At 46.5% G+C, this 22,494-nt stretch carries 17 protein-coding genes and 1 tRNA gene; 13 read left to right on the top strand and 5 right to left on the bottom strand.

Going from position 1 to position 22,494, the window contains the following annotated elements; translation table 11 throughout:
- Position 1 precedes the first annotated feature (1 nt).
- Positions 2-1,480 carry a RagB/SusD family nutrient uptake outer membrane protein gene (locus J7623_RS13440; RefSeq protein ID WP_291920818.1) on the bottom strand — a complete coding sequence of 493 codons (1,479 nt, stop codon included), beginning with the start codon at positions 1,478-1,480 and terminating at the stop codon, positions 2-4.
- Between the two features lie 18 nt (positions 1,481-1,498).
- Positions 1,499-4,759, bottom strand: coding sequence for a SusC/RagA family TonB-linked outer membrane protein (locus J7623_RS13435; protein ID WP_291920817.1), 3,261 nt, complete (start codon positions 4,757-4,759; stop codon positions 1,499-1,501).
- Positions 4,760-5,111: 352 nt separating this feature from the next.
- Between J7623_RS13435 and J7623_RS13430 the strand changes: the two genes are divergently transcribed.
- Entirely contained in the window at positions 5,112-5,618 is a 507-nt protein-coding gene (locus J7623_RS13430; RefSeq protein WP_291920816.1) for a hypothetical protein, read from the top strand.
- A gap of 81 nt (positions 5,619-5,699) precedes the next feature.
- Here J7623_RS13430 and J7623_RS13425 read toward each other — a convergent pair whose 3' ends face one another.
- Positions 5,700-6,467 carry a LexA family transcriptional regulator gene (locus J7623_RS13425; protein WP_291920815.1) on the bottom strand — a complete coding sequence of 256 codons (768 nt, stop codon included), beginning with the start codon at positions 6,465-6,467 and terminating at the stop codon, positions 5,700-5,702.
- 58 nt (positions 6,468-6,525) lie between these two features.
- The gene (locus J7623_RS13420) at positions 6,526-7,674 is read right to left on the bottom strand and encodes a redoxin domain-containing protein (RefSeq protein WP_291920814.1); all 1,149 of its coding nucleotides are present in this window, start codon (positions 7,672-7,674) and stop codon (positions 6,526-6,528) included.
- An 87-nt stretch (positions 7,675-7,761) separates the two neighbouring features.
- Here J7623_RS13420 and J7623_RS13415 point away from each other — a divergent pair, with 87 nt between their 5' ends.
- The 12 genes from J7623_RS13415 to J7623_RS13360 all read left to right on the top strand — a co-directional run bounded on the left by J7623_RS13415 (position 7,762) and on the right by J7623_RS13360 (position 21,248).
- Complete coding sequence (locus tag J7623_RS13415) at positions 7,762-8,061, top strand: hypothetical protein (RefSeq protein WP_291920813.1); 300 nt, start codon at positions 7,762-7,764, stop codon at positions 8,059-8,061.
- 283 nt (positions 8,062-8,344) lie between these two features.
- Complete coding sequence (locus J7623_RS13410) at positions 8,345-8,959, top strand: RNA polymerase sigma-70 factor (protein ID WP_291920812.1); 615 nt, start codon at positions 8,345-8,347, stop codon at positions 8,957-8,959.
- Positions 8,960-9,160: 201 nt separating this feature from the next.
- Positions 9,161-10,174 (top strand): FecR domain-containing protein, encoded by a 1,014-nt coding sequence (locus tag J7623_RS13405; protein WP_291920811.1) that lies wholly within the window; start codon positions 9,161-9,163, stop codon positions 10,172-10,174.
- 47 nt (positions 10,175-10,221) lie between these two features.
- Positions 10,222-13,704 carry a TonB-dependent receptor gene (locus J7623_RS13400; protein ID WP_291920810.1) on the top strand — a complete coding sequence of 1,161 codons (3,483 nt, stop codon included), beginning with the start codon at positions 10,222-10,224 and terminating at the stop codon, positions 13,702-13,704.
- Positions 13,705-13,723: 19 nt separating this feature from the next.
- Entirely contained in the window at positions 13,724-15,331 is a 1,608-nt protein-coding gene (locus tag J7623_RS13395; RefSeq protein WP_291920809.1) for a RagB/SusD family nutrient uptake outer membrane protein, read from the top strand.
- A 25-nt stretch (positions 15,332-15,356) separates the two neighbouring features.
- Positions 15,357-16,478, top strand: a complete 1,122-nt coding sequence (locus J7623_RS13390; protein WP_291920808.1) for a SusE domain-containing protein — start codon at positions 15,357-15,359, stop codon at positions 16,476-16,478.
- A gap of 6 nt (positions 16,479-16,484) precedes the next feature.
- Complete coding sequence (locus J7623_RS13385) at positions 16,485-17,630, top strand: glycoside hydrolase family 76 protein (RefSeq protein WP_291920807.1); 1,146 nt, start codon at positions 16,485-16,487, stop codon at positions 17,628-17,630.
- 312 nt (positions 17,631-17,942) lie between these two features.
- Positions 17,943-18,353 carry a carbohydrate-binding protein gene (locus J7623_RS13380; RefSeq protein ID WP_291920806.1) on the top strand — a complete coding sequence of 137 codons (411 nt, stop codon included), beginning with the start codon at positions 17,943-17,945 and terminating at the stop codon, positions 18,351-18,353.
- A gap of 82 nt (positions 18,354-18,435) precedes the next feature.
- Positions 18,436-18,519: transfer RNA gene (locus J7623_RS13375), tRNA-Leu, on the top strand.
- A 300-nt stretch (positions 18,520-18,819) separates the two neighbouring features.
- On the top strand, positions 18,820-19,281 hold the full coding sequence (locus tag J7623_RS13370) for a DUF1016 N-terminal domain-containing protein (RefSeq protein ID WP_291920805.1): 462 nt from the start codon (positions 18,820-18,822) through the stop codon (positions 19,279-19,281).
- Positions 19,282-19,386: 105 nt separating this feature from the next.
- Positions 19,387-20,595 carry an IPT/TIG domain-containing protein gene (locus J7623_RS13365; protein WP_291920804.1) on the top strand — a complete coding sequence of 403 codons (1,209 nt, stop codon included), beginning with the start codon at positions 19,387-19,389 and terminating at the stop codon, positions 20,593-20,595.
- Positions 20,596-20,636: 41 nt separating this feature from the next.
- On the top strand, positions 20,637-21,248 hold the full coding sequence (locus tag J7623_RS13360; protein ID WP_291920803.1) for a class I SAM-dependent methyltransferase: 612 nt from the start codon (positions 20,637-20,639) through the stop codon (positions 21,246-21,248).
- Positions 21,249-21,414: 166 nt separating this feature from the next.
- Here the strand turns inward: J7623_RS13360 and J7623_RS13355 are convergent, their stop codons facing one another.
- On the bottom strand, positions 21,415-22,452 hold the full coding sequence (locus tag J7623_RS13355; RefSeq protein WP_291920802.1) for a proline racemase family protein: 1,038 nt from the start codon (positions 22,450-22,452) through the stop codon (positions 21,415-21,417).
- Between the last annotated feature and the right edge of the window lie 42 nt (positions 22,453-22,494).

The following is a 22,494-nucleotide window of genomic DNA, read 5'->3' as shown; positions in this document are numbered from 1 at the left end:
ATTAAAGTTTACCTCTCCAGTAAGGCGTTTGTACCAGGGTGTAGTCGTCTTTGAACATGCCGGGATCAATAGGCCACAACCAGCCACCGGTGGGCGCTCCGCCCTGGAATTGTGCGCTGGGAAAATGTTCATTATAGTCCGGTAGTTTTTTGGTGCGTACAAGGTCGTAGTAGGCATGCCCTTCGAAATACAGTTCCCGCAGGCGTTCTTCCAGGATAGCGGTTTCGAGATCTGCTCCGGTGTCGCTGACATCGGCTAAACCAGCTCTCTTGCGTATTTTATTCAGCAGGGTGAGGGCGTCGCCATCCTGGCCCAGCTTATTCAGCATTTCCGCCCTTAGCAGTATGATGTCTGCCAGCCGGAATATGATGAGGTTATTGCTGAGGCGGGGATCTTTTTTCGTAGAGCCGTCCGCGTAAGTGATGTTGGCAAATTTGATAATCTGTCCCTGGTTGCTTTGGGCATTATAGAAGAAAGTCCGGTAGCGGATGTCGATGGAGCTGTCGGCGTATAAATAATTCACCATGTTGGTATTCACCGGCCATTCAATATAGCTTTTGCCATCAATGAAAGGCATGCTGAGGGTAACGCCCATGCCGCTATTGTTTTGCAGGGAAAGGCCTTCCGATTGTGCATCGTTGATGTTGATTTCAAAGATGCCTTCCTGCGATTTTCCAATAAATACTTTGGCGTAGTTGCTGGCATCTGCCAGTAAATAACCTCCGCTGGTAATCACGGTATTGGCAGCGTCAGCAGCGCCTGCATAGTCGCCTTTCCACGCCAGGATATGCGCCTGTAAAGCAAATGCACTGCCTTTGTTGGCTCTTACAGCACGATCTGTTTCATTGCCTTCATAACCAAAATCCAGGTTAGGTTTGGCCGCTTCCAGGTCTGCAAGGCATTGTTTCCATACATCAGCCGCCGGGCTTCTGGCGATATTCTTTGCAGTGGATACGTCCAGATCGGGTTGCAGCTTCAGTGGCACATCTCCCCATATTCTACTCATATAAAAATAGGTGAAGGCACGCAGGAAGTAGGCTTCCCCGATCACATGCCGCTTGGTATCTATAGACGCAAACTTGCTGTCGGGAATACCCGGCACTTTGTTGATGATCAGGTTTACCTGCTGTAGTAACTGGTAGTATTGCTGCCAGTTCCAGTTACTACTGCCCACATTGAGGCCGGTGTATTCTCCGTTGGAGATATTGTAATTGCCGTTGTCTCTTCCGCCGTCGATACTTAATTCGCCGGATACTACATCGCCGTATTTATGCCAGGAGTTGTCACGAATCAGGATGTTCCGCAAAATAGCATAAGCGCCGGAAAGCGAGGTTTTAGCATCGGACTCGCTGCTGAAATAGGCACCGGTAAAAGTAGAGTTATGTGGCTCCAGGTCCAGTATTTTGGAACAGGAAGATACCAGTGTGGTGGCTGAAAGCACCGCAGCGGCGTATGCAATATATAAACGTTGTTTTTTCATGATGTGATTTTTGATGGTTTAAAGGCTCAGATCCAGTCCCAGTGTGAACTTTTTAGGGATGGGATAGCCGCTGCCACTATATACGCCGAACGCATCTACCTGTTCAGGATCAGGAATGTTTTTGGATTGTTTAAAGAGATAAACATTGTCTGCTAAAGCGTATATCCGTAAACGTTTGAAGTGCAGTTTATCCAGCACGCCCTGGTTAAAGGAGTAGGAGAGCGACACATTTTTCACGCGGAAGTAAGCGCCGCTTTCTATCCAGGCAGAACTCACCATGGCATATTTATAGTGGGTACCGGATACAGAGCTCAGCATCGGATACTCGGCATTGTCGCCGGGATTTCTCCAGTAATTGATGTTGCTCAGGTCTGGCAAGGCGTGTGTGGAAATAGAATGGTAAGGATCCGGATCGCCATCGTCGGTCGGGATCAATTGTGATAATTTACCGGCGAGGTAGTCGTTGAATATTTTTCTGCCCGCGGTGAAGGTGCAGAATACATACAGGCTAAAGCCTTTGTAGCTAAAGGTATTACCAAAACCGCCGGTTACTTTGGGGTTTGGATTACCGGCAGGAACATAGTCGGTGGCATCGAGGATACCATCGCCATTGGAATCCTGCCAGATAGGATCGCCTCCTTTGAATGGATAGCCATAGAAACTCAGTGGTTGCCCGGTGACTTTATTTACTGGTACATCTGCATCTGTTTTATAGATGCCTGTTTTGCGGAACACGTTGTAGGAGTTCAGCGGCTGCCCCTGGCGCAGCAGGTATTTGTCGAGGTAAATATCGCGGCCGCCGTTAGGGAGCGAAGTAATCAGGTTATCGTTATGTGCCAGGTTTAATAATGCCTGCCATTGGAATTTGGAAGATGGTTTTAATACGTTGGCAATCAGCTGCAGCTCTATCCCGGTGTTGCGGATACCAATAGCGTTGGCCGTGAGAATAGAATAACCAGTGGTAACAGGTACATTCAGGTTAAAGATACCACCATTGGTTTTCTTTACATATGCATCTGCCACTACATTGAACCGGCCGTTATACAGGCTCAGATCTAGTCCCAGGTTGGTTTGCGCATTCTTTTCCCAGCTCAGGTTATTATTGGTCAACCCTTTATCGAAGTTGAGGGCTACGGATGGAACGCCATTGTAACCAAAGGCGTAGTTGTTGCCTGTAGCAGGGTTTACGCTACCCGGGAACCAGCCGGCGCCAATGTTGTAAGTATTATAAGAAAGGTAGTTATCGCCTCCATCCGGTTGACGGCCGGTAACGCCATAGCTGGCGCGCAGTTTCAGCATGGTAAGCCAGTTGGATGCGGAACGCAGTGCTGGTTCATCGCTGATGATCCATCCGGCAGATACAGATGGGAAATATCCCCAACGGTTATTTTTACCGAAACGGGAAGAGGCATCTGCGGTGATGACACCAGATAACAGGTAGCGTTCTTTATAGCTGTAGTTGGCTCTCAGGAACAGCGACTGGATACCGCTTTGCAGCAAATCTGAACGGGTGTCTGCGAGGTCTTTGTTCAATACCGTCACCGTATGGATCTGGTCATTTGGAATACCAATGGCGGTGGAATAGGTAGCGCGATATTCCCAGAACTCAGTATTCTGTCCTGCGAGGAAGTTGATGGTATTGTTTTTCCCTACATTGGTGGTGTATTGCAGGGTGTTGCTCATTAAGTAGTTATTGGATTTATCGGTGAAGCTGGTAGCTACGCCGGTGCCATCTCTTCTGGCAATACCGGGTGTATAGGCGTCCATCCGGCTATTGGTTTGTGTGAAGGAGATGACGGTATTGAAATTGAATTTCTTTGAAATGCGCCAGTCGATCACAGGGCTGATGGAGAGGTTGTCGTTGGTATTTTGATCGGTGGCACTGCTGCCGCTGCCGAAAATAAAATCACGTGATGCATCGGTCATGTACATCAGTGAAGTAGGCAGTGGGCTGGAAGCGTAGTAGCCGCCGTTGAAAGCGCCGAAGCCGCCGGACAGGTCGCTGATAGAGCGGGGACGGTCCAGTTTGGAGTAGCGGATCTGGGTAGAGATTTTTACATTGGGAGAAAGATTCAGGCCGGTGCTGCTGCTGAAGCTGTAGCGTTTTAAACCTGACTTTCTCACGATGCCCTGCTCATCATAATAGTTGAGTCCGTAGCGATAGTTAACGAGATCGTTACCACCGGAAATAGATACATCGTAGTTGTCAACGCGACCAGTACGATACAATCCACCGAGGTAATTGTTAGCGTTGTTAAAGGCCGGGTTGAGGCTATCTGTCAGGATTTGCGGCAGGTTCTGGAGATTGCCCCAGTTACCGTAATGTTTGATGAGGTCCAGTTTTGCCCGGCGTTCTTCTGCACCGATCACCACTTTATCGAGTTGTGGTTTTTCGGTGAAGCCGTGATAGGTGGCAAAGTCGACCCGGGGTTTACCCGAGATGCCTCTTTTGGTTTTGATGATGATGACACCGCCCGCGCCTCTTGATCCATAGATGGCTGCGGCGGATGCATCTTTCAGGATATCTATACTTTGAATATCGTTGATGGCAATACCGGCCATGACGTCTGTGTTGGTGCCGGTGCCGTAGTTAATGGCGGCAATATCTTCCGTGGTTTGTGGTACCCCGTCGATAACGTAGAGGGGACCGCTCAAAGCACGGGCCAGGCTGGCCTTTCCGGCCGGATCGGCGGGATTGCTGTTGATGTTACGGCTTACGGCGGTGTTACCACGCATTACCACGTTACTTCTTACGCCGGGTTCTCCGGAGTAGTTTTGTACATCCAGTCCGGGAGCGCGGCCTTGCAATAATGCATCAAAGGTGGGCGTGGGAACATCCAGCAGGGTTTTAGGATTGATAGAGGTTACGGCGGCGGTTACCGTTTTACGGGATGTTTCCTGGTAACCGATGATCACCACATCTTTCAATGCTTTCCTGTCTACCGGTAAGGTGATGTTCAGGTGTGCATTATTTTCTTTTACGGTAACGGAATGTGGCAGGTAGCCCACGATGCTGAAGGTGAGCAGGCTGCCTGGATTTACTTTCACGGAGTAGCTGCCATCGGCGTTGCTGATGGTGCCTGATTTGGAATCGGAGACACTGATAGATACGCCCGGGAGTGGATTTCCGTCGGATCCGTCCCGTACAAAGCCGGCTACCGTAATTTTTGTGGTGGCAGGGTTTACCTGCGCAATGCCAGGTAGGGACAGGAGGGCCAGACAGAGCGTTAATAACATAACAGTACAGCGATGGCTGTATCTTGTAAAATTAACAGTCATGTAAATGAATTTGAAGCTTATGAAATGATACTGGAATACTGAAGCCAGTTTGTTAAAATGACATTGGTTGACGTCTTATACGCTGATACTAACTCTTGACACGCTATGCGCTTTGTTGGTCAATTTAAATTTGATTGATACGCTTTTATTGGTTGCTAAATCGATTTTTTAATAAGATCACAGGTTCCGAATAAGGCAATGAAGTTAGGATGAAGCAGGAACACAACTTGTTAATGAAATTTAAAAGATTGTAAACAATATTAAATACAGGGAGGGAAACAAGGGGATAATGTATGATTTAAATATATTATATTTACAGGTCGAAAGAACTTATTAACCTGAAAGAATACCTATGAAAAAATGCTACTCCCTTTTATGGGTGCTGTGTACTATTGTGTGTACCGGCGCCTTTGCCCAACAATCGGTGGTTAATCCCGGATCACGCGCCAAAGCAGCCATTCAATTTACCAAACTATTAACCGAAGCAGCCACGGTATATCCGCCACAGTTATCTTATCTCACGGAATCGGGTGCAAAAATTGAATCGGCCTTTCGTATCAGCGAAGATGGGATTTTATCTGTTACCTTTCGTTACCCGGTTGAAAACAGTTATACCTTGTACCGGCTCACGGCCCCGGTGAGTGCCATTAAAGCTGTATTTTATGATTATTACATCGGTTTGGAATTCGATAGTGAAGTAGTAAAAATTGCAGAGAGTGAGAAGGGGAGCAGGGAGTTAAAGGAGAACAACACCTTATCTATGTTCCATATTGCCAGGCCAGGCGACGGCCCACAGGGGGAGCGCCTGAGAGTACGGATGGAAGAGGCGTTGCAGGCATTTAAGGAAAGCTATAAGTAGAGCAGAAAGCATAAAGCAGAAAGCATAAAGCTATTTTAGCGGATGACCAGAGCGGATTTTTGGTCATCCGCTAAAATAGCTTTATGCTTTCTGCTTTATGCTTTCTGCTCCCACCGGCATCTCCTTACTGATATACCCAATAAACGTCCATATTTCCAATACTTCTTCGATATTGATAATCGCCGTTTCATAGTTGCTATTCAGGGAGTGCAATGCAAGGGTGCCATTCTGTTTAATATGATTGCCTACCACTTTGAAAACAATTTCTTCTTCTCCTCCTTTCAGGATCAGGACGCAGGCGGTATTATTTTTCAGGTGAGACCAATCCTGCAGGTACTGGGCAATGATATGGCTGCCATCAGGGATAGGCGCCATAGAATCGCCGCTGATGGGAAACATGCGGATGGTTTTACCCCGCGGCAGATCCGGGAGGGTAAATTTCGGCAGGCCGGCAATGAACTCAGGATCGCTGAAACCGCTGCGGTAGCCTGCTCTGGCGCGCGCCGGCACATATTCCATGTTCTCTTCATTGCTGTGATCTACCGTGATAGGGAGAATACGTATATGCCTGCCCGATAGATCCACGTGTTTTCCTGCTTCCAGTTCTTCCAGTTGTGTTTCGGGAATTTGTGACAGGTCTGTTTTAACCAGGAGGTCGATATCAATCTTAAAAAAAGAGGAGATCAATACCAGGTCGTCCATACGTGGATTGCGTGTTTTGCCGCTTTCCTGTGCAGTGATCTTGTTCCGGTTCAGTCCCAGTAAATCAGATAAGTGTTGTTGTGAGATCTTCTTTCGTGTCCGTAATAATTTCAGATTAGCGGCCCAGAAAAGGGGCTGTTTGTCCATGTATTATATATTTATAATAAATTATATTTATAATTAACAAGGGCAAATGTATGGCTTTTTACGGATTCTCAGGGAGTAAAAGACTGCTGAGTTGTTGTGAGAGCGCCGGGCCATGCAGGTCTTTATTAATAATCATACCGGTAGAATCTATCAGGTAGTTTTGCGGAATGACTTTCACACCAAAGGCTTTGGCGGCGTCGTTCCGGTCTTTGGTAGGATCGGAGAGGTTCGTCCATACGAGGCTGTCTTCCTGTATAGCCTTTTCCAGGTAGGGGCGATCGGCCGGTGGATCGAGGGCGATACTGATCACCGTGAAATTTTTATCCTTGAATGCCCGGTAGGCTTCCCGGATGTATTCATGTGCCCTGCGGGATGGCGCATACCACGACCCCCAGAAGTCGAGTAATACGGTTTTGCCTTTAAAATCAGAGAGACGTACCGGTTTCCCGTTCATGTCCTGCACTTCAAAATCGGGCGCCTGCTGGCCGATATCCAGGTTGCGGACCTGGGTAATTTCTGCCTGGAAGGCTTTGCCCTCGGCGCTATTTCGTATCTCGCGTGTCAATTGTTGAAAGAGCGGCTCAATCTGATCCGGTTCCAATTGGGCGTTGGTGAGTTCTTTCAGGGCAGTGAGACTGAGGAAAGAGGTGGGATGTTCCGTGATAAATTTATACTGCATCATTTTCCTGGCCTCCATCGCCAGCGCATACCGCTGACCGAGTTTTTGAATAAAGTTCTGATCGGCCTGTTCTTTCGGCGATGCCTTCACAAAAGCTTTATTGATCTGGGTAATCGACTTATCTATTTTTGCCAGCGCATCTTTATACTCTGTTTCCTGTTCATTGGTGGGAGAGGTAATACGGGCCTTGCTGGCATTCTGTTGCGTCACTATTTTAGTATCGCCTTTTTCCAGGAAGAAAAGTTTACTATCGGTACCAGGACGAAGACTCGTCAGGTCCATGTACTGGCCGGTATGACTGAAGATCAGTATGGCCCGGACCGGCCCGTCCACCATGCCGGTTATCCGGAATACGCCGTTGTGGGCATCAGTGGAGTCTACAATCAGTTTGTCATTGATCGCCTGCAAAAGGTACACCCGTAGTGGGCCGCTCTGTTTCCTTATTTTGCCTTTCAGAACATAGCTTGCAGGCTGTGCCTTTATCAGGAAAGGCCAGCATAACAGGGCTAAAAGTGTTATTTTTTTCATAAGAATCCAATGTACAGCCGAATCTATAAACTAAAATTCTTCAATTCGTATACTGAAGTATTTGTTAATCAGTAATAACAAAATAAAATGAACAATAGTAAATCACCTCATATCCTGAACACTTCTACCAACCTGCTGGGGTTTTGCCTGATTGTACTCACTTCCATTAAAGTGGCCCGCTTCAATCACGCCACAATTATTGATGATTGTACAGGGATCGCGGCCATCCTGCTGATGGCAAGCTGCCTCTTATCCTTCCTGTCGCTGAAAAGCAGCCAGACCAAACGAGGCGAACGACTGGAGCTGGTGGCCGACTATACCTTCCTGGTGGCATTGATTTGTGTGAGTATTACGATCGTTTTTGTGTCCTTTAATATATTAAGCTGATTTTAAAAGTGGAAAGCTGAAAGCAGAAAGCAAAAAGCTATTGAAGCGATTGATCTAAGCGGCTATTTAATTAGTAATTCGCACTGATCAATCGCTTCAATAGCTTTTTGCTTTCTGCTTTATGCTTTCCGCTTTCTCCAACCGTTTGTTTTTCTAAATCCTTTTTTCTATTATTGCTTTTGTAAGAACGACAACCCGGTCATACCTTTTTAATAACAACCAGATCAGTCAAGGAAAGTATTTCTTTTTTTTGTCCATTTAGCAAAAACGTTTTAGCATAGACATGAGCATGGATGAGATTCGTGAATGGCAAATGCAGATTGCGCGTTATGATGATGAGCAGGCTTTCTCCCGCCTGTTTCGGCATTTATATGACCGGCTGCTGCACTTTTGTATCCGCTATATACATGTCAGGGAAGCCGCTGAAGAAATTGTATCAGACGTTTTCGTAAAGTTGTGGAACCGCCGTGCAGAGCTGGAACAAGTAGCTAACCTGGAAGTATACCTTTTTGTGGCGGTAAAAAATCACTCCCTTAATTACCTCGAACAATATTCCCATTTGCGGATTGTACCACTTTCCGGCTCCGATACCGCCGACCTGCGCAACAGCGTAGACCTGGAACGTGACCTGGAATGGAAAGAAATGCGCTTTAAAATGGACCAGCTGGTGGCCGCATTACCGGCCCAATGCCGCCGCGTATTTCAGCTGATCAAAGAAGATGGTTTTAAATATAAAGAGGTAGCCGAAATTCTGAGCATCTCTCCCAGAACCGTAGAAACACAACTCTTCCGGGCCATGCGTCGCCTCAACGAAGGATTAGGCGTTATTGGAAAAAGCAAAGAAATATTGCCGCCATTGCTGATCTTGCTGGCGTTATCGTTCCCGGGATTTTTTTGAGCAGAAGGCATAAAGCAGAAAGCAAAAAGCCATTGGAGCGAGTGATAAAAACGGAAGAGTAGTTAATTAATCGCGCTAGTCACTCGCTCCGATGGCTTTTTGCTTTCTGCTTTATGCCTTCTGCTCAAAAAAAAATTTTTCTCCCCTGTAAGTAATTTCCCATCCAAATCCTGTCCTTCCTTATGAACACGATTCCATTTTATGATAAACGAAGCACATTTCGTCTTACTGGTAACGCGTAAACTGGCCGGGGAGGCCACTCCGGCAGAACTGTCGGAATTAAATGCCCTGCTCGAACAGCATCCCCTACTCAAAGAACGGTATACGCATTTGCACCATTATTTCGAAGATACCCAGCAGCAGGCGGCTGAAAATACCGAACAGGCCCTGCAGCGCACGCTGGCAAAAATAAAGTCGCCACCAAAAGAACTACCATCTCCACCTGTAAAAATTAAAAGAATAAATACCTGGCGATGGGCAGCAGCAGCGGCTGTATTGCTGCTGGGTGGCGCCTTCTACTTCTTTAACAAAGGCCAGCGTTCCCCGGAAGCTCCCCGTCAGCAATGGGTGAAACGCAGCAATGGCAAAGCTACCCGCTCTTTTATTGAGCTGGCAGACGGCAGTAAAATCTGGCTGAATGCGGAAAGTGTACTCACCTACCCGGAGAAATTTAAAGGCAACAACCGGGAGATCTTCCTGGAAGGAGAGGCCTTCTTTGATGTAGCCACCAACGCCAAACGCCCTTTTATTGTACACCTGAAAAAAGGTACCATTAAGGTATTGGGCACCTCTTTCAATATCCGCGCTTACGAAAACGAACCCGTGCAAACGGCTGTTGTAACCGGGAAAGTGGCATTTATTCCGCGGTATGAGGAAGCGAAAAAAATCAGCGATACCATCCTGATTACACCGGATGTAAAAGTCAGCTTCACCGCCAGCAGTGGTACCCTCGTGAAAGGAAATACCATTGGCGCGGAAGACAAAGCCTGGACAGAAGGTCGCCTCATTTTCCGGAATGCCACACTGGAGGAAATCGGCGCCAGCCTGGAACGCAACTTTAATAAACGGGTGGAGTTTGAAGCCAACGCGCCTAAACAATATCGCCTTACCGGCTCTTTCCACAATAATTCCCTGGAAGATATCATGTATTACCTGAGTAAATCCAAAGCATTCCACTACCACATCACCGATTCAACACTGGTCATAGCAGAATAATATAAAGCCAACATTACTTTTTAATCAATTTTAATCGCCACTACGTTATGAGAAAGGAACTATACAAGCCTTCTTTTCGTCCACCTTTAGGATCCCTGCTTATCTGCCTGTCGCTGCTGAGCATGCTGGATCTGCATGCGCAGGTAGCCTACGCAGCAGGTATAAGGCGGCAGGTACAACATGAACCGGCAAAAGAGAAGGAAAGATCACCCGCACTCAACTACCTGGTCAGCCTGCAGGTAGAAAATGCCAGCCTGGCACAGGTACTGGAGAAAATTGAAGCACAAACCTCCCTCGTGTTTGTATACGCCAATGACGATATCAAAGCCACACAGAAAATATCGCTGAATGTAAAAGATAATAAACTGGATGATGTACTGCAAATGATCCTCCTGCCCAGGGAAATCAACTACGAATTCATCGCCAATAAAATCATTCTGAAACGTAGAGGCGTTTCCGTTATCAACGATCAGCAACAGGAAATCACCATCACCGGCAGGGTAGTAGATAACAAGGGACAAGCCATTCCCGGCGCCAACATCCGCCTGAAGGGACAAACCATCGGTACCGTTACCGCCGCCGACGGTAACTACACCCTGAAAATCCCTGCCAACGCGGCCAACGGTGTATTGATATTTTCCTCTATCGGGTATATATCTTCCGAAATTAATATCTCCGGCAGAACCAGTATTGTGACCATGCTCAACGTAGATTCCAAAGATCTTGGTGAAGTAGTGATCACCGCTTATGGCCAACAGAAAAAAGGACAGGTAACCGCCGCCATCAGCACCGTTAATTCGAAAGATATTACCAGCCGCCCGGCAGTAAATATGTTCCAGGCCTTACAGGGACAGGCGCCCAACCTGATCATGCAACAGGCTACCGCTGAACCCGGCGCCGGTATGGTGATGAACATCCGTGGCGTAGGTAGTTTAACCGGTAATGCCCCGCTCGTGATCATTGACGGTATACAGGCCGGCAGCGCAGGGTTACAAAACCTCAATCCCTACGATGTGGAAACGATCTCGGTATTAAAAGATGCTGCATCGTCCGCCATCTACGGCTCACAGGCCGCCAACGGCGTGATCTACATCACCACCAAAAGAGGGAAAAAAGATGAACGCCCTTCGGTGCAATACAACGGCATGTATGGCTGGCAAATGCCAACCACACTACCCCGCAACGTGGAAGCCTGGGAATATATGACGCTGAAAAATGAAGCGCTGGTGAACTCCGGTAAAACACCACAGTTCACCCCGGAAAACATCCGGTACTGGCACGACCGCGGCTCAGAACCTGCCATGCTGCATGAAATGATCCGCAAATACACACCGCAGCAAAATCATAGCCTGAGCTTAACCGGCGGCGGTAAAAGCAGCAGTTACCTCTTTTCTGTAGGCTACCTCGACCAGGGCAACATGCTGCAGAATAAATACGTACCACAGGATTTCTATTACAAAAGATACAACGCCCGTTTAAATGTATCCGTTGACGTTAGCAAATACGTGAAAGTAAATGCCAACGCGGCGTATACCCGTTCTTTGTATCGTACACAACAAGCGGATATCGGGTTGCTTATGCGCGATGCCATGCGTGTACCCCGTACCAATGCCGTGAAAGACTCTTTGGGCAACTGGGTAGTACCCAGTCTTACCAGCAACAGCATGATCGCATTACTCGCAGAAGGCGGCTATAACCAGAGAACCATCGATAACCTGATGGGAGGTCTCGACGTAGTCATCACGCCGGTAAACCACTTTAAAATTAACCTGAATGCTTCCGGCGTTTATAATATTAATAACCTCAACGCCCGTACGAATAAGTTCACCTACGCGCCTTACTATACCACGGCCACCCCGCCACAGTATAACCAGCTACAGCAGGATGAATACAAAGATCTGACCACGAACGTATACGCCACAGCGGAGTATGAGAACACCTTCGGTAAACATTATGTAAAAGGACAGGTAGGCGTGCGCAGTGATGCGGTGGATGAAGGATATGGTTTCCGCGCTACCCGTTACGGTACTACCAACCTGGACCCCAACTGGGGCATCGGTGGTGGTTATATTCCCAAAGCAGATGGTACATACGATTATAAAGACATCGGTACATACAATGATTTAGCCAATCCCAACCTGTATGCATTGAACTCCCTGTTTGGCCGTTTTAACTATTCATATGGCGACAAGTACCTGGCGGAAGTTACCTGGCGTTACGATGGCTCTTCCAAGCTGGCGCCGGGCCATCGCTGGCAGTTCTTCCCGGCCTTCTCACTGGGCTGGAGAATCACCGAGGAAGACTTTATGCAGGACATAAAGGAGCGGATCGGTAATTTCAAACTGCGTTATTCCTGGGGCCAGGTGGGTAACTCCAACATCGGTGGATTTAATTACCTGTCGAGAGTATCTATCAATAACGCCAACTATTCTTTCAATAACTCCATTGCTCCCGGTAATACCTTCTCCACCTTCAACAACCTGTTACAGTGGGAAATTTCCACGATGGGTAACTATGGCATCGATGCAGATTTCTTCCGGGGTAAGCTCACCGCATCCTTCGATTATTTTAATAAGATGACCGACGGTATTTACCTGTTCCAAACAGTTCCGGGAACAGCAGGAACGGCTGCTCCACTGGAAAACGTTGGGAAGGTAAATAATAAGGGCTGGGAGTTGGCTTTGGCATATCACGCTACTACCGGCGCTTTCCAGCATACCTTTGGCTTTAACATCGCTGATAACCTGAACAAGGTGATTAAATTCGGGCAGGAGTCTGTTCGTGGCTCGGATGTAACCTTTATCATCAAAGAAGGATACCCGATTGCTTCTTACTACGGCTACAAATCCAATGGCCTCTATCAAAACCTGGACGATATCAAGAACGCGCCTAAAGTACCATTTGCCTATAATCAACAGGTAAACCCGGGAGATATTAAATACATTGACCGTAACAAAGATGGTGTGATTGATGAGAACGATCGCTACATTTTCGGTAATCCTTTCCCACGCTATACTTTCGGGTTCACTTATAATGTAAGCTGGAAAAACTTTGATCTCACCATGTTCTGGCAGGGCGTAGGCAAACGTACGCAGTTCATGCGAGGCGATATTGTGGAAGCCTTCCACAACAACGAAGATCACGCCATGGTGCAACACCTGGACCGCTGGACACCTACCAACCCGGGCGCTACTTATCCGCGCCTGACCATCGGTGCAGCGGATGCCAACAACTTCGCGTATTCCGACTACTGGCTGTTTGACACCAAATACCTGCGACTGAAAAATCTGCAGATCGGCTATAACCTGCCGGCATCTCTGCTGAGAAGAGCCAACATGCAGGGTGTAAGGGTATACTTTACCAGCCAGAACCTGGTTACGATCACACCGAAGCGATTCCGTCAACTAGGTGTAGATCCTGAGTTTACGCAATTCGACGACAAGATGCTCATGAATAATTATAACGCTATTGCCGGCCGTAATTATCCGAATGCAGCCACTTTTGCCTTTGGTTTGGATATTAAGTTTTGATGCCTAAACAATCAATGTTATGAAGAAAATATTTCTATCAATATTAGTAGCCGCGGGATTGTTTGGCTGTCGTAAGCTGGATCAGCCCATCACGCGGGAGTTTACCGAAACGGCTTACTGGCGTAATTCCCAGGACGCGCTGGATGCACTCACCGCTTGTTATGAGCACCTGTCCAAGGATGATTATTTTTTTGGAGATGAAGCCCTCAGCGACAATGCCTATAACAGCGGCGGTGGTTTACTGAATGTAAACGCTATTGCCAATGGAGGCTATGATGGCGCCAATGGCCGCGTAGTAGACACCTGGCCTTATTACTATACCACTATCCGTCGCTGTAATACCGTGACCACCAACATCGACCGGGTACCTAATATGGATGCGGCGTTAAAGCGCCGTATCCTCGCGGAAGCCCGCTTTATCCGCGCCTACGCTTATTTTCAGCTCACAGCCTGGTACGGCGACGTACCTTTTTATACTGACCTGATTACCATTGAGCAATCACGTACCATTGCCCGCACCGATAAAAACACTATCCAGCAATTTGTATTAACAGAGCTGGCCGACATCCAGAAAGACCTGCCTGCCAATACACAACAGGCACAGAGCGATCGTGGACGCATCACCCGTGGTGCAGCTATTGCGTTAAGCGCCCGTGTACACCTGTTCCGCAGCGAATGGCAGGGCGTTGTAACCGACTGCGAGCAGTTGATCAACAAAACAGATAACGGCAGTTATGCCCTGTTTAACAGCTATTCGAATTTGTTTACCGTGGCCAATGAATACAACAGTGAAGTGATCCTGGATATTGAATACGGCGGCGCCAGAACATACGATAAGCAGCGCCAGTTTATGCCGCAAACCATTGCCGCGCTGAGAAGTGTACTGGTTCCCACGCAGGACCTGGTGAATGATTACATCATGACTAACGGTAAAGCCATCGGCGATGCCGGCTCCGGGTATGATGAAAATAATCCGTATGTAAACAGGGACCCGCGCTTTGAAGCCACCATCCTGCACGACGGCTCTAAAGTGACCGACTTTAACGGTAACGTACAAACGATTCTGACGAAGCCAGGCGCTAACCCCTCTACCAACACGGTAGATGACCAGGGGGCATCGCCTACCGGTTATTATTTCTATAAATACTACGACCGTGCTGCCACCAACTACGCTTCCGGGTTAAACCTGGTCCTGATTCGTTATGCAGACATATTACTGATGTATGCGGAGGCAAAGAATGAGCTGGGGCAGATGACAGCCGCCGTGTGGAATCAAACCATTCAGCCGTTGCGCAGTCGCGCTGGCTTTACCGACCCAGGCGCCACCCAGTTTAACGCTGCCCTGAATCAATCGCAGCTACAAGCGGTGATCCGCCGGGAAAGACGCGCTGAATTTGCGTTCGAAGGACTACGGGTACTGGATATCCGCCGCTGGAAAACCGCCGATGTAGTGATGAACCGGCCGGTGAGAGGGATTAAAGTGACTTCCGGTGCTTTCAACAAAGACCCCAACGGTTATATCATCGTAGAAAACAGGTTGTTTACCAACCCGAAACACTACCTGTGGCCTGTACCGACCATTGAACGCGATCAGAACAAAAATCTTTCACAAAACCAAGACTGGTAATCCATCCACCTAAAACTGTAATAACATGCAAAAATATTTCATGATCCTGCTGAGTGTGATATTGTTTAGCTGTAAAAAAGACTATACACTCAATACCAATATACAACCCGTAGCGAAGCTCACAGCGCCGCTCGACAATAAATACGTTAAGCTGCAACCGGCTACCAGCGCCACGTTGAGCTTCGAATGGGATCAGGCCCGTGCAGAAGATGGTTCACTGGTGATCTATGAAGTGGCCTTTGATAAAGAGAACGGGGATTTCTCTAATCCCGTAGCTAAATACGCATCTGATGGCGGCGGTGTACAAAACAAGCTCACCTTATCGCATAAAGACCTGAACAGCATCGCCAATAAAGCAGGCATTCCCTCCCTGGCTACCGGTAAATTGAAATGGACCGTGCTGGCGGCAAAAGGATATAATATCCAGAAAGCTACAGAAGCCAAAACCATTGAAGTGGAACGCCCTAATGGCTTCGCTGAAATTCCTACGGATGTATTTCTCACCGGCGATGCTACAGAAGCAGGTGCTGACCTGTCGAAAGCGCTGAAGCTGAAATCCACTGCACCGGGGGTATATGAAATTTATACCTCTCTCAAAAATGGTAAATATCATTTCACCAACAGGAATACCGGCACACCGGTTACTTATTCCATTGCCGGAACAGCCGTGAAAGAAGGGGGAGAAGATGAGCAAACAGCCAGTACCAAAGTATACCGTCTGCGCCTCGACTTCAACAACGCAGCTGCCTCTGTGACCGAAGTAACTACCATCGGCCTCTGGTTTGCGCCGCTGAATAAGTTCTTATTTGAAATTAGTTATGCCGGAAACGGTACCTGGAGTATCAAGAACCAATTGATCACTTTCAAGCAGGAATCCTGGGGACGTGATGAGCGTTACAAATTTCGTTTAGCCGTGAAGGATAGCGATGGCAATGCCGGTGAAGAATGGTTTGGCAGTTCGAACGCGGATAACAGTCGCCCTACGGCCACTACGCCATTGAGCTTCTGGGAGCTGAAGCCTATTGCCGGCAACGACCAGTGGGGATATTGCTACAAGTTTGCTTCCGAAGCAGATAACAAGAACTGCGATATCAACGTATACTTCACCACAGACAAGAATTACACGCACGAAATCATCGTCAAATAATTAGCTATGAAGATAGTAAGGTATTCTCTATTGATAGGCGCCCTGGCCTTCACTGCCTGTTTGAAAGAACCGGTAGATGACGGCCCGGGCCCCGGCGCCGGCAAAGCGCGCTATGTATATAGCTGGCCACAGATCGCTGACTCTTCCACCCAGGGACTGATCAGCAATTTCTGGAACCAGGAAAAGTATTTTAACCAGAACAGCAACGGCGGTACTACCTTCAACTACTGGCCCAATGCCCATGCCCTGGATGTACTCACGGATGCGTATATACGTAAAGGCGATCCTGCTATCAAGTCGCGCATGGACGACCTGCTGGCGGGCATGAAAGTAAAGAACGGCGGTACTTACATCAACTACTTCTATGACGACATGGAGTGGATGAACCTGGCCTGCCTGCGTGCCTTTGAAGCCACCGGCGATACCCGTTATAAAGAGGTGGCCATATTACTGTGGAACGATATCAAAGGCGGATGGGATGATGTATGGGGTGGTGGTATCCACTGGAATAAAGACAAGGCGAAGAACTACAAGAACACGCCCGCCAATGCGCCTGCCTGTATTATTGCCTGTCGCATGTACGGTCTTACCCAAAATCCTGACGACATTGCCTGGGCAAAGAAAATATACGACTGGCAGAAAGCTACGCTGGTAGACCCGGTGAGCGGCCTCGTATGGGATGGTATCAACCAGGATGGCAGCGGGCAGGTGACCAAAAACTGGAACTTCACTTATAACCAGGGGGTATTTATTGGTGCAGGGGTGGAGTTGTATAAGCTTACGGGGCAGGGGAGTTACCTGAATGATGCGCTAAAAACGGCCAACAATGCCCTGGGCGGCGGTTTTACTAACGCCAATATCCTGAAGGATGAAGGCGGTGGTGATGGTGGATTGTTCAAAGGGGTACTGGTACGCTACCTGATGTTGCTGATTACTGATGGAAGCATTAGCAGTACTGATGCCACCAAATATGCCAACTTCCTGCAACTGAATGCGGAGACGTTATGGCTGAAAGGCACTACCCGTCCGCAGGTGCTCTTTAACCAGGACTGGACAAAAACCGCCCCCAACAGTGACCTGACCACCCAGTTGAGTGGTGCCATGGTGATAGAAGCCGCTGCAAAGCTGAAGAATATGGGACTGATAAAATAAAGAAGCTTTTCGTAAGAACAGCAGGTAATGAATATTTAACGTTACAACGCTACACAAACAAGCCCGCACGTTTTCGTGGCGGGCTTTGTTTTGTGTATGGATATGTTCATGATGAGTTTTTATTGACGCGGTAAAGCGGAGGTGGATCCTGCTACACATCACCCGAAGGGTTGATTTTCATCTCTTCATGTTATTATTTTGCTATAATATTACATAATTCCTTAATTTTATGAAATTTGTTATTAATTTATCACTGGGAACAACTGTGGTTGTATTCCAATAAAAAGAGACGACGAAACCTATCCCTATTTTATGAGGCTGATGATACTGCTGTTTTTTGCTTTTGTGTCTTTGTCTGTTTGCGGACAGACGGCGGCGCCGGCGGCAGCGGCCAAAAAGGGTAACCGGGAAACGGAGTTCCAGATGAAAGAGGGGAGTTACCTGAGCTTTGCGCAGGTAAATTTAAGTTTAGGGGAGATAGGCTTCCGCGTAGAAGTAGCTTCCGAGCATAAAAAAAGTAATGCGCGGCTGGAGTTCCGGATCGACAAGCCCAAAGGGAAAATTATAGGCACCCTGGAGATACCTTATACCGGTGATAGTACCTATGCATTGAAATTAACCGGTAACCTCCGGCATGCGGAAGGCGTGCATGATTTATACCTCGTAGCAAAAGGTGCTATGCCATTTAGTATCACTTCCTTCGGTTTTATTTACAATTATTAGTATAGTCGTTGGCGTTAGCAAATATTTTTTTGGAGAAATGAAATAGGTGTGTATATTTGCACCCCCTGACACGATATCAGTTGCCCAGATGGCGAAATTGGTAGACGCACTGTGTTCAGGTCGCAGCGCCTGCAAGGGTGTGCTGGTTCGAATCCAGTTCTGGGCACTAAAATGGACAAATCGAGATTTACTTCGGTTTGTCCATTTTTATTTTCGGAAAGATCCACGTCAAGGCTGTATAGCCTAACAGCTTCATTGAGCCGGGCGGTTCGATAATTGATTCCGTTAAAAGTGAATTTTTCAGAGAAAATCGAACCATACATTCTTTTAAAATTGGGTTATTCTCTCACTTCATTAACTTTCAATTAACGCATACTATTCTTTGGGTATTTAACTTTCAGGTCATTCATTTAACCTGAAAAACCTGCATTCCTCTATATTGGATTGCTGATAAAGAATAAGTACAATGGCTAAAAAGAAAAGTGTAACGTTAATCGAACAATCTTTATTCATCGAGCTTTCGGAGCTTATCGAGCAAAGTCAACAGCAAGTATTTTCACATGCTAACAGTACTCTTACACTACTTTTCTGGCGGATTGGCCAACGCATTAACGACGAAATTCTTAAAAGGAAGCGGGGAGAGTATGTTAAACAGATTGTGTCGACACTGTCGACAGAATTAAAGAGCCAATATGGAAGAAACTTTGAGATAACGAATTTAAGACGGATGATTCAATTTGCTGAGCAATTCACATGTCTGGAGATTGAAAGAACATTTGGAAGTACGGAATACCTGGAATTGCTAAATACACCTTGTAGTAATGAAGCAGTAAAAGATGCTTATTTTGTTGTTACACGGGGTGAACAGATGACGCTAAAGTTTTCCAGATCTGGATTTCCATTAGATAAACTGGAATTTTTTTCTTAAGTTACTGGGTATTGAAAAAGGTTCACGATCCAAGCTCGTTGTTAGAATTTTTAGTTGCCCTTTTGTTCTTAGGTTTAAATACTATTTTTATACAATCTAATATTTATGAAATATTCCCTGATTTACTTGCGGGTAACAGTTCTCGGCGTATTTGTAGCATTCCTGTTACCATCCTGTACCACATCTATTGTAAACCCCACAGAGAAACCGGATACTATCAGAATAACCTCGTATTCTCCTGCTTCTGCTGGAGGCGGTGATACGATAGTAGTACATGGCGAAAATTTCCCGCAAGGTAATTTGAAATTGAACATTTCGCTTAATGGAATCAAGATGGACATTATCTCATCTGGTAAGGATAGTTTGTTGGCGCGTGTACCCAGCATGGCCGGATCAGGTCCAATTGTAGTTGCTAATAAAACCCAGAGTTTCACAGGACCTCGGTTCACTTATAAGTATCACGTTAATGTAACCACAGTAGCTGGTTCTGGGGCGGTCGGCGCGGCCGATGGCACAGGTATTAATGCCGAATTCAATTGTCCTTGGGGAATTACTGCCGATACCAACGGGGACCTGTATATTGCAGATTGCTATAATCGCCTTATCCGGAAAGTATCAGGGGATTCACATCGTGTTTCCAGCATCTCAATCCCCACATTGATAAATGGAAAGACTTTTTTTTCGCCCTATAATATTGCACTTGACCGTACCGGGCATAATCTGTATGTGACTGATTTCAATAAGGATCTGTTGAAAATTTATGCGGATCGTAGTATGAATGTGATCTATACAAATGATGACGCAATAACCACTGGAATTGCGATTGGGCCTGATGGTTTCTTATATATGAGCGACAATATAAAAGGGACTATTCAAAAACTGGATACCAGTGGAAGTGTAATATCGATCTTTGCTTCCGGACTTTCTACTCCACGTAATATTATCTTCGACAAAGATGGACACCTATATATACCAGGAGCCCCCGAGAATATCTATAAGTTTACATCTACCGGTGAACGGTCTCTTATTCGGATTGCACATTTCGATGGTTGGGAGATAGCCAGAGATACCAGGGGAAATATATATGAAGCCGACCATTTTAATAATACGGTACGCATGATTGAGGCTTCAACCGGTGACAACTTTATCATCGCAGGTAGTGGTTCAGCTGCAGACGTTGATGGACAGGGGGTACAAGCATCATTTAATGGCCCGCAGGGATTGACAATAGATGATAAAGGCCAACTTTACCTGACAACGTTTAATTATAATACCAATGGGGGAAATAAAATTAGAAAAATCACGATAAAATAGACAGGCTTTCTTCTTCGCTGTCTATCCTTTAACTTTGATCAATGCAATCGAAACTTCAACAGCTTTACGGAAATATAGATATTTACCTCTTCGATCAACTGCTTAAAGGCACATATGATAATTGTAAAAGGGTGCTTGATGCTGGCTGTGGAGGCGGGCGTAACCTGATTTACTTCTTAGGGAACGGCTATGAGGTTTATGGCATTGATCCAAATCCCAATGCAGTATCGGCAGTTAAACAATTATCACAAACGTTATCCCATACTAACTCAGAAGAAAATTTTGTAGTTGCTTCGGCGGAAGACCTGCCGTTCGAAGATAATTATTTTGACCTGGTGATCAGCAGCGCGGTATTGCATTTCGCCAGCAATCCTGATCATTTCGATAATATGATCCACTCAATGTGGCGGGTGCTGAAACCCGGTGGCTATTTATTTGCAAGACTTGCATCTGATATAGGGATTGAAACGCTGGTGCAGACCCTGGGCAATGGTCGTTATGTTTTGCCTGATGGCAGCGAACGTTTTTTGGTTAACCAGCAATTACTGCTTCAATATACCGAAAGGCTCAATGCCCGGCTCCACGAACCCATAAAGACTACCAATGTGCAAAATCTACGAAGTATGACCACCTGGTGCTTGCAGAAAATTTAAAAGTTATTTCAGGCCTGTTAAAAAGGGTAGGCGTTGACGTTACTCAAAACTACTGACGGGTATAAAAAGCGGGATAAGTTTTTCCTTAAAAGAACTTATCCCGTTGCAAGTCTTGCTGATTATAAAATTATTACAGGATCAATATCAGGGGAAGATTTTATTCCATCTATCTGAAAATAAATCCTTCTTTAAACGGATCTTCAGGATCAAAATAAAAAGTATTCCGTCCTGTAATAAAAGCAGTCCCGCTCACTTCGGGTATTACTGCATTATAGTCACCAAAGGTGGTCAGTTCTCTTACCGCTACTCCCATTGTACTACCAGTAATACTTTCTATGATAATCGTTTGATTGAGCTCTAATTCGCCTTTTGCATGATGTAGTGCTGCGCGTGCACTGACGCCAGAACCAGTAGCAGAGCGGTCTACTTCCCCTTCTGCGAAGATGCACACATTGCGGCTATGATGTCCTTTCTCCAGTGCCTTTCCTGTGAAGATGGTGCCATACAAAAAACTCAGGTCATCTTCAAACGGATGCTTTATACTGAAGTTGTCCATCACTGCATATTTGATCCTGCGTCCGTAGTCGATCAATTGATTGTAATGTGTGGCCTCCAGGCTCAGTTGCAGGCTATCAGCATCTACAAATGCATAAAAAGCGCCTCCGTAAGCTACATCAAACTTCACATTTCCAATACCAGGAACTGTTACTTCCTGATCAGCTAAATATAAAAAGGAAGGTACATTACGGAAGGAGACGTCACTTACTTTCCCATTTTCCATTGTGGCCCGGGCATGTACTTTACCTGCCGGCACATTGATGGTGAGTTCTGGATACTTCCCTTCTTTTTTTATGATACCAGTTTCCAATACCAGTTTGGTTAATGCCAGGATAGCGTGGCCGCACATAGTGCTGTAGCCTTCATTGTGCAGGAAGAAAACATCTATATCAGCATCTGCGGAAGATGAGATCACTGCACCGTACATGTCGGCATGCCCGCGCGGTTCCCACATGGTACCAGTGCGGATAAAGTCCAGGTGCTCTTTGAAGTATCTTCTTTTTTCAAGAACAGTTATACCCTTTACAGCAGGCAATCCGGAAATGTATACACGTAGTGGTTCACCACCTGTATGCATATCTATGGTTTCAATCTTTAACCATTGGGTGGGAGCTTCCCAATGAAAGTTGTTAAGCAATGTTTGCATCAAACGGGAGATTAATGATGGATAAGCGTATTGATAAAGTCA

Source organism: Chitinophaga sp. (genome assembly GCF_017745275.1).
Classification (GTDB): Bacteria; Bacteroidota; Bacteroidia; order Chitinophagales; family Chitinophagaceae; genus Chitinophaga.
This window is presented reverse-complemented; position numbering and strand designations above follow the sequence as displayed.